This window comes from Streptomyces sp. NPDC094032, from assembly GCF_040303965.1.
Lineage (GTDB): Bacteria > Actinomycetota > Actinomycetes > Streptomycetales > Streptomycetaceae > Streptomyces.
Genome location: NZ_JBEOUE010000006.1, coordinates 240,569 through 253,623 on the forward strand (window position 1 = coordinate 240,569; position 13,055 = coordinate 253,623).

The window sequence follows — 13,055 nt, forward strand, 5'->3', positions numbered from 1 at the left end:
CGTGGAGATCCATGTCCGCGTGCCGGTGAGGATCACCCTCACCGGCGAGCCCGGCCCCGACGAACTGGCCGAGCTCACCCGCCGCCTGACCGCGCTCGTCGCCCGGCGGCTCGCGCAGGCCGAGCGGGAGGTCGGGCGCGGACATCGGACTCCGCCCTGGGCGGCCGCGGACGGTACGGGGGTGCGGGAGCCGCACGAGCCGGAGCGCGACGTGGCGGACGGCTACGCGCTGCCCTCGTACGCCGACGCCGGGCGCCGCACCAAGCTGCCGGTGCGCGGCCGGGAGCCCTGGACCGTCGTCCGCACCGTGCGGGCACGGATCGAGGTCGACCGGTTCCTCGGCTACGTGGCGGAGGTGCGGCGCCAGCCCTTCCCCCAGGCCGTGCTGTACCGCGAGCTGACCGGGACCGTCCGCGACGTCGACGTCCTGCTGGTGCGCCTCGACAGGCCGAACGTGCTGGAGACGCTGGGGCTCGAGCTGCTGGCCAGGAACGCCGCCGCGCAGAAGGGCGGGAAGAGCGACCAGGCCTGGGCGATCTCCGCGTCCGAGACCACCCTGGGGCGGCTCGCCGAGGCGGACGAGAGCGGCGCCGTCGCCGCCCGCATCCCCCATGTACCCCTGCGGCACGCCGTGTTCGCCGTCATGCGGCTGCCGCACATCGACCTCACCGAGCTCGCCGTCCTCGGCCCCGCCAACTGGGTCGGCCTGACCGTGCGCGAGGCCGGTTTCTGCGTCGACCCGGGCGTCTTCCAGCGGGCCACCGGTGTCCCGTGGAGCCAGTACGCCGAGGAGCTCGCCAACGAGCCGATCACCGTCGCGACCCAGCCCGCCGTCCTGCGCGCCGCCTCGAACGCGGTGCGCACCCCGGCCGGCATCGACCGCGAGCTCCTCCTGGCGCTGTTCGACCGGCGCGCCTTCGACGGACGTCCGCACCTCCAGCCGGCCTCCCGCCTCTTCGTCGCCGAGGGCGGCGCCCTGCCCGGCGTGCCCGACTCGGTGCGGCAGGTCACCGAGTGGCCGGACGAGACGGGCGAGCGGGTGCTCTACTGCCGGGCCCTGCTCGACGTCGGCGCCGAGACCCTCGGCGCCGTGATCTTCCGGCCGGAGGCCCGGCGGCTGGCCGGCGAGCTCGTCGCGCTCATCGGGGACCAACGCTTCGGCGCCGCGCTCGACGGAGTGCTCACCGAGACGCTCTCGCAGGCGCGCGGCCGGTTCGGCGGTCTCTTCGCGTACGTCCTGGACAGCGTCGAACGGCGCGGCAGCCTGGCCGAGTTCTTCGACGCGGCCGACGCCACCCGGCAGTTCGCCCTCCGGCTGAGACTGCTCCAGCAGTGCGAGACCACCCGGTACGCCCGCCACGACCGGGTGCACGCGCTGCGCGCCGCCCTCGCCAAGGAGCGGACGGCCACCACCGCCCACGCCTACACGGTCGGCGGCACGCTGCGGGGGTCCGTGCGGCTCGACCGGCGGGAGGACGGGACCGTGCTCGCCGGGCAGAACCTGGGAGAGGTCGACTTCCTCTACCAGAAGACCCGCACCGTCACGCGTGCGAAGCCCGGCCGAGCGGAGGCGCTGAGTGCCGCGCTCCTCGCCGAGCGGGAGCGGATGATCGAGGACATCTTCGCAGGGCGCGACCAACGGGTGTACGGGGACGGGGAGTTCGCCGCCGCAGCGGTGGAGCGGGCCGCGCGGGCGGCCCACATCACCGCCGCCGACTTCGAGACCGTCGACATCGAGTTCGGCATCAGGCTCGTCGCGGTGCACGCCGCGCAGGAGCACGGACTGCCCTCCTACGAGGTGGAGTTCGAGATCGTCTCGCGCGAGAAGGGGGTCGGCGCCCAGTGGGGGGTCGCCGTCGGCCCCCTGCGGGAACCCGTCGGAGCGTTCGAGGCACGGCTCGTGGAGTGGCGGCTCGGCCAGGCCGGGGAGGCCTACCGGATCGCGGGCTTCGCCGTGTTCGCCATCGGCGGCATCGCCCTCGCCTGGGAGGCGGGCGTCGTCGCGTCCCTCGTGCGGCTGGCCGGCGGAATCGGCCAGATCGGCTGGGGCGTCGGCTTCGCGGAGGCCGCCTACGTGCTCAAGCTGCTGCGCCATGAGGAGGACGCCAGTGTCGGCGGCTTCCTCACCGCCGCCGTCGACGGTTACGTCGGCGCCGTCGGCTACCGGATCGGCGGGGGGCTCGGCGGCTGGGCCGGCGAGCGGATCGGCACCGCCCTGCTGCGGAGCCGGATCGCCGGCTGGATCCTCGGGAAGATCGGCTCCGGCGCGGTGGGCGGCGGCGCCGCCGCGGCCCTGGTGACCTTCGCGAACGACATCGTCGACGCCCGCTGGTCGGGCATCGACGTCTACGTGGAGAGGATGGAGTTCTACGCGGTCGTCGGCGTCATCGCCGCCTTCACCGTCGAACCCCTCCTGCACGCGCTCATGACCCGGGCCGGGCCGACCCTGATCAAGGCCGCCCTGCTGACCCGCCTCCTCAACAACGAGGGCGTCACCGCCGAACGCTGGGCCGAGGCCCTGGCCCTGACCCGGCAGCGGATGGAGAACGCGCTGGGACAGAGCCTCCCGGCGGCGGAGGCGCAGGCATGGGCGCGGGCGCTCGGCACCCGTGTCGACGAGGCGGCGGAGGGGCTCGCGCACGCGCGGCCCGTCGGGACCGCGTCCCGCGTTCCCGCGCGCGTCACGTCGGCGCACGAGACTCCGGCGGCTGGTTCGGCGCCTGCGCCCGGGTCTGTCGCGGAGGCGGCGCCGGTGACGGAGGCGGCGCCTGTCTCGCGGGTCGCGTCGGGGACGGAGGCTGCGCCTGCTTCGCAGGTTGGGCCCGTGTCTCAGGGCGCACCGGTCACGGAGGCCGCGCCTGTGTCTCAGGCCGCGCCGGTCACGGAAGCTGCTCCTGTATCGCGGGCCGCGCCTGGCACGGAGACCGCTCCTGTTTCGCAGACCGCACCAGTCACGGAAGCCGCTCCTGTATCGCAGGCCTCGCCAGTCACCGAGGCCGCCCCCGTCACCAAGGCCGCACCCGGCACCGAGACAGCGCCCGCCACCGAGGCCGCCAGCGCCGCCACCGAGGCCGCCAGCGCCGCCACCGAGGCCGCCAGCGCCGCCACCCGAGCCGTCCGCCCGCGGACCCCGCCCGCCACCACCTGGTCCAGTTGGGCACGGCTCTGGGAGGCCTCGCTCACCGATCGGGAAGCCGCCTGGGACCGGCGGTGGTACGAGACGGCGAGCATCGACGAGCTGCGCGCCCGCGAGGCCCACGACCCCGTGGCGAAGGAGATGCTGGACGCGGAGTGGGGCGGCGCCAAACGCCCGTACCAGCCCGAACGCCCCACCGACCCCGCCGTACAGGCGCGGCTGCGCGAGGACCTGCGCGCGGCGCGCGCCGCCGTGGAGGCCGAGCGGCTGCGGCTGGTGGAGGCGGGGCTGCGCAAACGGTCCGAGCGGGAGCGCGCCGGGTGGGTCAAGGTCAAGACCCGCGCCGGAACGTACTGGCTGGAGCCGACCGACAAGGCGGCCGCCGGGTACGAGGGCACGATCGCCGTCGCCCGCTCCGACATCCCCGCCCTCGCGGGCGAGCTGTTCACGGGCGGATCGCCGCGCGCCCTCGGCTCGTACGACCCCACCCATGACATCCGGCCCGCGGACAGCGTCGTCGTGCCGCAGGCCCACGGGCACGCCGAGCAGGACATCGGCCAGCAGATCGACGCGCGCCTCGCCCGGATGACCGAGGCCGAACTGGCCGCCGCGCGCGGGCACACCGTGTACATCCGGGTCGACCAGGAGGTCTGCACCGTCTGCGCGGCGGGACTCGGCGGCGGGTCGCGCGGCGGGGTGCTCGCCAAGCTCAGCGCCCGGCACCCCGACATCGTCTTCGAGATCACCGCCGACGACGTCAGCACGGTCTACCGGATCATCGGTGGAAAGAGGGTGAAGTGAACACCGGCCGCCCCGAACGCCGTTTCCACCCGCCCGAGCTGCCCGCCCCGCCCGAAGGACTCCCCCCGGAGACCGCACGGCTCCTGGAGGGCGCCGTCCGGCAGGCCCTGGCGGACGCGGTACGCGCGTTCGGCGGCGGCGAGGGCGGCGCGACGCCGACGTCGGCCGCCGCACCCGGCGGCGGGACCCGTGGCACGGCCGACGAGGTCCGGGCCCCCGGGGAGCGCACCTCCGACGGCGGCTACGAGGTGCCCAGCTACGCCCATCGCGGCCGCCCGGTCACCGTGCCGCTGCGCGACGGCCCGGGGGCGCCCGCCGCCGGACCCGTCGGCCGGCCGGCGGGCGGCCTGGGTCCCGCCACGGGCAGCGGAGGCGGCAGGCGCGACCTCGGCGCCGGCGCACGCCCCTGGGGCGAGCCCGCGCCGCCCCCGGCGCCCGCGCGCCCGGGGGAGTGGGGGCCCGAGCGGCTCGTCGGCCTGCGGACGCGCCTGGGGGAGGGCTACGAGCACGCGCCGCTCGGCCGGATCTCCCTCGACAGCCTCACGATCGGCTCCACCGAACTCCCGCTGGTGCCCGTGCTCGGCGACACCGGCCCGGGGCGGACCGTGGCCGACCGGCTCGGCGCCGGGGCCTTCTCCCTCGACCCGGTCGCCCGTGAACGGTTCGGCCCGGCCGCGACGCCGGTGCCCGGCGCGGGCTACGCCGTGCGGCGCCTCACCGACGACGGGCAGCGCCACGACACCGGGCTCCGTGTCGTCACCCGGGACACCGACAGCGTCCCGTACGGCATCCTCGCGTACACCGGAGCCCTCGGTCCGGTCCGTGAGGACATGGGTCCGGTCGGCCCGCGCGTTCCCGAAGGCGCCGACGGGGCGGGCCTGTTCAGCGGGCTCCTGTGGGGCGCGGACGAGCACCTGGACGAGGTCGTCGAGTGCGTCCGCGGGCTCGCGGCCGAGGTGTGCCCGGAGGGGGCCGCGCCGGACCGGCACTGGTTCTGGGGGGCGACCGTCGACTGCGTCGAGCATCCCGTGGTGCTCGCCGACCGGGGCCCGAGGGAGCTGCGCGACGTCTACCTGGAGAAGCTGGAGCAGGGCGAGTTCTTCGTCGCGGGGCGCGTCCTGTGCCAGCTGGTCCTGACGCTGCTGGGCCTTCCCGGGCGGCTTCCCGCCCCCGACCCGCCCGCGCTGCGGCGCCTCGGCCCTGCGGACCTCGGCGGCATCGGAGCGCGGCCCGCCGACGTGGTCCGCTTCCTGCACGCCGAGCCGCACGCCACGCTCACCGCCGACGGCGTCCTGCTCAGCCTGGGCGCCGACACCGACGTCCTCGTCGCCGGACCCTGGGACAAGGGCACCTTCGCGCTCCGCCGCGCCGAGCTCGCCACCGCCCCGGAGCCGGGCGACCTGCCGCCCACCTCGGCCGGGACCGACGCCCCGCCCGTCACACCCAGTTGACCTTCGCCCGTACGAGCAGGGGATCGTCCACCATCTCCCACAGCGGTACGGCCACGTTGCCGATCCGGTAGCGCCCGCCGTAGTGCAGCCCGAGGACGCGGTGGTCGGTGAGGTCGAAGACGGGGGAGCCGCTGTTGCCGCCGAGGGTCGAGCAGTCGTGCTTCAGGACCCGGCCGCCGGGGACGTACTCCGTGGTCATGCCGGGCTGGAGCCGCTTCACGTTGTAGATGTCCATGAAGATCCGCCGCATCGACTCCGGTTCGTTGCGGCGCCCGTCCCAGGCGGGGTAGCCGACGACGTACACGGGCCGGTCCGGCGTGTTCGCCGGGGTGTCCGCCGCGACCGCCAGCGGGGTCGGGAGCTGTCCGCCGTCGGGCGGGGCGATCCGCAGCAGCGCCATGTCGACCTCGGGGTGGATGCCGATCACCTCGGTGACCGCGTACCCGGCGGAGGGCGCGGGCAGTGCCGGATCCACCGGGGCGTCGGCGGAGGGCATGTCCTCGGCCGGGTCGACCCGGGCCGACATGCCCTCCTGGAAGGTCCAGCCGGCCCCGTCGGCGCGGCTGAACTCGGCGGCCACATGCCGGTTGGTCATCACCGCGTCGGGTCCCACCAGGAACGCCGTGCCGATCCAGGCGAGGCTCGGATGTCCGGTGACCTCGACCCGTCCGACCCGGGTGATCGACTCGCGGATGGCCGGCCGGCTCGCGTCGAGCACCGCCCAGTCGCCCGACTGGGAGGCGAAGTCGTCCCCCTTCACCAGGATCGCGGGCCGCCCCTCCAGGAGGACGATCGCCTCCACGCCGAAGTACTCGTCGTCGTCGACCTCGTCGGCCCGGTCGTCGGCCAGCTTCTCCAGGCCGGAGGCGCCCGCCTCCAGGACCCGGGAGCGTTCGTCCTGCGCGAACTTGGAGATCTGCGCGGCGGAGGCGACGCCGGGCGGCAGCTCCTCGGCCGACTCCTCGTACTCGATGTCCGCGTCCAGGCCCGCCCTGACCCGGGCGGCCACCTCGCGCAGATCGTCGAAGACCCGCTCGGGGCCGGTCGCGACCGGTGACCCGGCGTGCGGGACGCCACCTGATCCGTTGCCCATCTCCCGTCACCTCCGCCTGCCCCGCCCGCCTGTGTCACGGCTGTTCGAAGAGAGCGGCCTGGGCCGCCATGATCTCCTCGTACACCTCCGGCCGGTTCTCCCGCAGATGGGCGAGGACCCGGCTCATCTGGGTGCCGACGTTCACGAACGCCGTCGCCCTGCCCTGGAAGTCGACCTCCTCGATGCGTTTCGTCCCCCGGTGCAGCGCGACCACCGTCCAGGCGTCGTCGAGGACGGGCGAGCCGGACGAACCGCCGCGGGTGTCGGTGAAGTAGACGACGTCCCGCTCGTCCGCCTGGTAGACCAGGTTGTTGCGCAGCGCCACCCGCTTCGGCCGCCCGCCCGGGTGCTGGATGATGTTGACCGCGACCTGCTCGCTCGCGGTGGGTGCCAGCGGTACGGCCGACACCCGCAGGACCGGGCGTTCCGGCTGCTCGGACGTCAGCCGCATGATCGCGTAGTCGAGGGTCTCGTCCCAGGCGACCAGCGCGCCCGCCGTCGCCTCCTCGGTCTCCGTCTCGTCCGAGCCGTAGTCGAACCGCGAGCGCGAGTTGCGCACCTGGAGCTGGAGGTCGTCGTCGCTGACCAGGGCCCGTGGGGTGCCCGGGGTGCGGGTCCGGGCGTTGACCACGTGGTGGTTGGTGACGAGCAGGCCGGGCGCGATGAGCCAGCCGGTGCCGGCGTGCGGGTACGCGGGCTGGAGCGGGGCCCCCGACTCGTACGGCGGGACGCTGATCCGGGCGACGGCGGCGCCGGCCGTGAAGCCGCCCTGGAGGAACTCGAAGGGGACCGTGTCGTCGCGGAAGACGACCTCCTCCTTGACCTCCCCGGGCAGGAAGTCCACCGGTAGTTCCGGCTCGCCCGCCGCGTCGCGGGCCACGTCGTCGAGGGCGCGCTGGAAGACGGCGACCGACCCCTGCTGGGTGGTCAGGGTGAGGGCGTTGCGCAGCCAGACCTCCAGCGGGACCGTGCCGTCGATCAGCCGCTCCACCCGGTTGACGGTCAGCAGGTCGGAGCGGATCTGCTCGAACGGGGTGGTGCGCAGCGGCAGTCCGGCCCGGAAGTGCCGGGTGGTGCCGGCGAACAGCCGGGGCCGCAGCTCGGTGTCGGCGAGCCCCGCCTCGACGGCCGCGCTCTGCACCCGCAGCAGCTCGGCGTCGGACAGGTACGGCACCTTCCGCCAGGCCGCCTGGGCGGAGTCGGGCGGCGGGGTGAGGCCGACCGCCGTCTGGCCGTCGGCACCGGGACCGAAGCCATGGGCGTGGCCCGGCGGGGGCACCGGGGTCCCGGCATCCATCGCGGCCGCCACGCCGAGCAGCAGATCGCCGCTCCGGTCGCGCAGGGCCAGCGCCCGCCGCGCGAGGCTGTCCAGGGTGCCGTGGCGCAGGGCCTCCCGCAGCGCAGCCTCGACCTGGACGTGCGGCATCGCGTGGACGGCGGAGGCGCCGGGCGCGGTCGCCGGCGTGGCGCCGGTCGTCACGTCGGTCCTGACCGAGGCGTCCGGGCGGTCGTCCATGCCGGCTCCGGCGGCGGCCGACTCCAGGATGCGGGTGAGGGGTTCGCGCAGCTGCGGCTCGTCCGCCATCGCGGTGTCGATCCAGGTGGTCAGCGCCGTGATCACGGCCTCCTCGTCGCCGGGCAGTCCGACCAGGCGCAGGGTGTGCTCCAGGACGTGCGGGTCGACGCGCCCGGCGGACGCGGCGGCGGCCCGGGCCAGGGCGGGCTGCTGGGCGAGCGACTCGTCCGGGATGCCGCGCAGGGTCCTGGCGAGGCGCCGGTCGGTCTCCTCGGAGCCCTCGTCGGCGACGACAGCGAGCCGGGAGCGGGCGACGAGGACGCCCATCGACTCGTACGGCAGGCCGAGGCTCGTCGCGAGGGACTCGGCCTCCTGGAGCGACCGGTCGGCGTCCACGAAGTCGCCCGCGTCCTGGGCGAGCCGGGCGGACAGCTGGAGCAGTTCGAGACGGGTCTCCGCGCAGCCGGCCTCCTCCGCCCGGTCCACCGCCCGGTCGGCGCTGTCCCGCGCCTCCCCGGCCCGGTCGGAGCGGGCCAGGGTCTCGACGAGGAGGGCGTGCAGCCGGCTGCACGGGGTCCACGGCTGCCGCTCGGCGAGCCGCTCGGCGGCGGCCTCGACGTACCCCTGGGTGAGCAGGTCCTCGACCTCGCGGGCGGCGATCCGCTCCCAGTCCTCCTGGTCGGCCTCGGCCATGATCTGATCGGGTACGTGCCCGCCGATCCGGCCCAGCAGGAAGGCGGCCGAGCGGGCGGACATGTCGTTGTCCGCGTCCACCAGGTAGCTCTCGACGCCCCGTTCCCAGCGCAGCTCCACCGTGCGGGGGTTCTCGCCGAGCCGCAGCCGGTGGTAGATCTCCTCGGCGCGCGCGGCGGGCCCTTCGCGGGCCGCGTAGTAGGCGACGGCGCGGGTGTCGACGGCCCGCATCAGGTCGGCGCGGGCCCGGTCGGAGAGCCGCAGCATGATCGTGCGCAGATCGGAGCGGTGCCGGATGGCCTGCGGCCCGGCCGACTCCATCAGGTCCAGCCGGGAGACCAGTTTGCCGAAGAGCCGGCCCGCCTCGATGCCCGAGGCGACGGTGAGCCCGGCCGGTTCGGCGAGCACCTCGCGGACCAGGTCGGGGGTGATGACGCGCAGCGCGAGCCCGGCCTGCACCAGGGAGCGGACGGCGTCGTCGGAGATGTGCTTGAGGATCCGGTCGTACAGCGTGCCCTGGATGAGCATCTGGTCGACCTTGTGGTGGAAGTACCGGCGCCGCGAGGGCAGGGTGGTGAGCAGCTCGCCCAGGGACTCGGACTCCTCGCCGAGGACGACGGCCGTGCGGGCGGCCAGCTTGAGGCTGAGCGGATGCCCGCCGACCCGGTCGTACAGGCTCCTGGCGACGTCCTCCTCGTCGACGCCCGAGGACATGAGCAGCTCCACGGCGGCCTGTTCGTCGAGTTCGCCGAGCGCCATCGTGCGCGGGTCCATGACGACGGCGGGGTGGCCGATGAGCGCCCGCCCGGCGACCACGTACCGCAGCCGGGGGTAGGCGGCGCGCAGCGCGGTCCACACCGCCCACATCCGGGACAGCACGGGGGAACCGCGGTACTGGGCCTGCTCGAAGGAGTCGAGGGCGATCAGCAGCGGCGGGTCCATCTCCCCGGCCGGGGTGGCGACGGCCCGCGCGACGAGCTCGGCGAGTTCGCGGGCCAGCTCCTGCTCGTGGGCGGAGGCGCGGGCGTGGAAGCCGGCCGAGTAGTCGCGGCCGAGGGTGGCCCGGGTCGCGGAGAGCTGGTAGAGCTCGTCGAGCTGGTTGCGTTCGCCGCGCTGCGCCGCGGTGGTCTCGCCGCACCGGTCGGCGAGCGCGTCGAAGGCGGTCCGGTGGGCGGGGTACTGGATGCCGAGCTGCCGGGCCGCCTCGGCGATCATCGTGGCGGGTTCCTGGATGGAGAGCGTGGGCCGCTCGAAGTCGATGTAGGCGAAGGGGAAGCCCTCGGGCGCGTACTCGCGCAGGCTGTCCAGGAGGAACTTGGCGAGCAGCGTGCTCTTGCCGATGCCGCCGATGCCGTGGATGAGCACCGGGGGTTCGGCCGGCTCGGCGGGCAGCGCGAGATAGGAGCGCAGCGCGTCGAGTTCGCGGATCCGGCCGTGGAAGGTGCCCTGGACCAGGATCCGCATGGGCTGGAGCAGCCGGGCCCGTTCGAGCCGCCGCTGGACGTCCTCGGCGTCGGGCAGCAGGCCCTCGGTGCCGGGCACGGAGCGCAGCCACAGCACGGCCTGGAGCAGGTCGGAGAGCTCCTCCACGCCCGGCTCGACGGCGGCCGGCGGGGCGCCCGACAGAAGGGCGGCCGCCGCGCGTTCGACACGGGGGCCCTCGGGGAGGGCGTCGAGGTCGGTGGCGTCGAGGGCGGCCTTCGCCGCGGCGGGCCCGGCGAAGCCCTTGAGGGTCGCCTCGCGCACCTCCGGGGTGAGGACCCAGCGCAGGGCGTGCACGGGGGCGGCGAGCGCCGTGCAGTCGTCGACGAGCTCGGCGACGGCCCGCCCGGTGGCCCGCTCCTCGCCGGGCAGCCGCAGCAGCGCGGGGTCGAAGTCGTCGAGCAGAGCGGCCGCCTCGCGGTAGCGGCGGCGCTGCTCGGACAGGGCCGGGACGGCCGGAGCGGCGGGGGTGCGCAGGGCCCGGCGCAGGGGTCCTGTGACGTCGTGGCCGGGGGTGAGCGCGCGGTAGGTCCGTACGCTCTCCTCGACCGCCGTACAGATCCGGCGCATGTGGCTGTCGGCCGGGTCGGCGGCCTCGGCGGCCCGCAGCACCTCGGCGACGGCCGTCTCCACGAGCCCCGGCAGCAGCTCCTCGTCCGGCGGGGCCGCCGACTCCCGGAAGAACTGCTCGAAGAACGCCCGCAGATCGTCCGCGTCGGCCACCCGCGCGGTGTCGCGGACCTCGTTCTTGCGGATGTCGTACGGGAGCTGGCGCATCGCGGTGGAGTAGCCGAGCAGCACGAGCCGGGGCACGGTCCGGTTCCGTACCGGGGTGTGCTCGTAGATCGCGAGGGCCAGTTTGCCGATGCAGTCCCAGACGTCGGAGTTGGGGTCGAGGGTGTCGCACTCGTCCAGGACCAGCCAGTAGCGCTCCTCGGCGGCGGTGGCGCGGCTGACGATCCGGTGTACGGCGTCGTCGATCGAGGGCAGTGGATCGTTCAACTGTGTGGGATTCAACGGAACTCCGTCGACGCCCGGCTCCGACACGAACTCGTCGAGCCGCTCCACCAGACGCGCCGCCGTCGTGGTCCGCGACAGCGTCACCCGCACCGGCCGGAAGCCGCAGTGCTGTCCCAGATGACGGATCAGCTGGTACGTGTACGAGCGCCCGCTGTTCGGCTCGCCGTCCACCACCAGGACCGTCTGCTCCGGATCGGCGACGAACCTGCGCAGCTTCTCGCGCAGCTCGGACCGGTCGATGAAGACCGCCGTGCCGTCCCGCAGCACGACCGTCGAGAACGGATCGCGCTCGGAGTGCGCGACCTCCTCGTCCTCCCGCAGCCGGCCGAGCAGCGACCGTACCTCCGTGCCCCGGCCGGCCGCGTCCTTGGCGTCGAGGCGGTCGAGCGCGTCCAGCCGGGACAGCGCGGCCAGCAGCCGCCGCTGGTGCGCGATGTCCTTGCGCGCCGCCCCCACGATCCGGCGCGCGTTCTCGTCCCGGTCGGGGGTCAGCGGCAGGTCCGCCACGAAGATCCTGCTCAGGGCGGTGCGCAGCAGCCCTCTGCGGGGATCGGGGTTGTCGAGAAGGTGGTCCCGCACCCAGCTGGTGACGAGGCCCCACTCCGTCTCGGTGAGAGGCATGGCTCACCTGCCCGCCGTCCTAGCGCCGAATGAGGACGGACTTCCCTGCCATCCTCTCCCCGGGTCGGCGGGGCCGCAATCGGTGCGTGGGGCCGGGGCGGGCCGGGGGCGGGCCCGGGCCTGGGCGGGGCGCGCGCGGGCATGGGCGGGGCGCGCTCGGGCCTGCGCGGGGCGCCGCTCGGCTCTGCCCCGGGGCGCGCTCGGGCCTGCGCGGGGGCGCTGCTCGGCTCTGCCCCGGGGCGCGCTCGGGCCTGCGCGGGGGCGCGCCCAGGCCCGCGTGGGGGTGCGCTCAGCCCTGCATCGCGATGTCCTCGAAGCTCTCCAGGCGGCGCCACCGCTCGTCCGGGGAGCGGGTCGGGGGCATCAGGTCCACGTCCGGCAGCGGCCCGAACTCCAGCTCGGTGATCTCCGCGACGTCCGAGACCGGCACCTGGTACGTGCGGTACGGACCCAGCGGCGGCGGCGCGCCCGCCGTCGCCCCGGCAAGGGCACGCTCCGCGTCCTTGCTGAGGTCGGGACTCTGGTCGAGCACGTACGCGGTCGCCGCCAGCGCCCCGTCCTGCATGAACGCGACCACCTTCCAGAAGCGCAGCGGCACCTGGATGCCCCGGTACGGCGGGTCGGCGTCCTGGAGCACCGGACCGGTGAGCACCACCAGCTTCCGGTCGTACTCGGCCGCGTGCTCAAGGAGGTAGTTCTCCAGGCCCTGCCACAGCTGCTTGCCCTGGTTGAACACGTCCACCTGCGGAGCCGCGTTGGTGAAGTGGAAGGTGTCGGTGTTCGCCTGGTCCGCCACGCCCGCCGCGCCCCACACCGGGTCGAGCCTGCGCACCATGTGCCCGCGGTCCAGGCTGTTGTTGCGGTAGACGTCGTCGCCGGTCTGCTGCTCGCGCGGCACCCGCGGGTCGTACAGCCAGACGTCCTCGCGGGGGATGTCCTCCAGGAGCTGGGCCCCCTCGATGCAGACACCGGTCGACGCGGGGAGCCGCCGGTCGGGCCGGAAGACGACCGTGAAGTGCGTGTACGGCAGGAGCACGGTCTCGACGGAGGCGCGCACCGGCAGGGGGAGGGGGACGGCGGGGCCGAGGAAGGTCTCGTCGTAGCCGGCGCGGTCGTCGAACTGGCCGTGCCCGGATTCGGTTGTGTTCATACGATGTAAGTACCGCGCGGGGGAGGGCTGCCCACGGCACCGGACCCGCAGGCCACTCGAACAGACGCCCCCGGTGCCCCCTCACCCCCGTC

5 protein-coding genes are annotated in these 13,055 nt (G+C 74.9%); 2 read left to right on the forward strand and 3 right to left on the reverse strand.

Annotation, left to right across the window (positions count from 1 at the left end; genetic code table 11):
- Nucleotide 1: 1 nt before the first annotated feature.
- Both ABTZ54_RS12225 and ABTZ54_RS12230 read left to right on the forward strand, forming a co-directional pair.
- Nucleotides 2–3,937 (forward strand): hypothetical protein, encoded by a 3,936-nt coding sequence (locus ABTZ54_RS12225; protein ID WP_351660654.1) that lies wholly within the window; start codon nucleotides 2–4, stop codon nucleotides 3,935–3,937.
- Nucleotides 3,934–5,388 carry a serine/threonine-protein kinase gene (locus ABTZ54_RS12230; protein WP_351660657.1) on the forward strand — a complete coding sequence of 485 codons (1,455 nt, stop codon included), beginning with the start codon at nucleotides 3,934–3,936 and terminating at the stop codon, nucleotides 5,386–5,388. Before ABTZ54_RS12225 ends, ABTZ54_RS12230 begins: the two co-directional genes overlap by 4 nt.
- On the opposite strand, the gene ABTZ54_RS12235 is transcribed toward ABTZ54_RS12230, so the two are convergent.
- From ABTZ54_RS12235 to ABTZ54_RS12245, 3 genes are all read right to left on the reverse strand, one after another.
- Nucleotides 5,375–6,481 (reverse strand): trypsin-like serine peptidase, encoded by a 1,107-nt coding sequence (locus ABTZ54_RS12235; protein WP_351660660.1) that lies wholly within the window; start codon nucleotides 6,479–6,481, stop codon nucleotides 5,375–5,377. The genes ABTZ54_RS12230 and ABTZ54_RS12235 overlap by 14 nt on opposite strands.
- 34 nt (nucleotides 6,482–6,515) lie before the next feature.
- Complete coding sequence (locus ABTZ54_RS12240; protein ID WP_351660663.1) at nucleotides 6,516–11,813, reverse strand: trypsin-like peptidase domain-containing protein; 5,298 nt, start codon at nucleotides 11,811–11,813, stop codon at nucleotides 6,516–6,518.
- Between the two features lie 289 nt (nucleotides 11,814–12,102).
- Nucleotides 12,103–12,963: a DNA/RNA non-specific endonuclease gene (locus ABTZ54_RS12245; protein ID WP_351660666.1), complete on the reverse strand. Its 861-nt coding sequence runs from the start codon at nucleotides 12,961–12,963 to the stop codon at nucleotides 12,103–12,105.
- Nucleotides 12,964–13,055 lie beyond the last annotated feature (92 nt).

What these genes read in the sequence shown, in the direction of transcription:
- ABTZ54_RS12235 (WP_351660660.1), bottom strand. Translation starts at nt 6,481, where the DNA reads ATGGGCAACGGATCAGGTGGCGTCCCGCACGCCGGGTCACCGGTCGCG.
- ABTZ54_RS12245 (WP_351660666.1), bottom strand. Translation starts at nt 12,963, where the DNA reads ATGAACACAACCGAATCCGGGCACGGCCAGTTCGACGACCGCGCCGGC.
- ABTZ54_RS12240 (WP_351660663.1), bottom strand. Translation starts at nt 11,813, where the DNA reads ATGCCTCTCACCGAGACGGAGTGGGGCCTCGTCACCAGCTGGGTGCGG.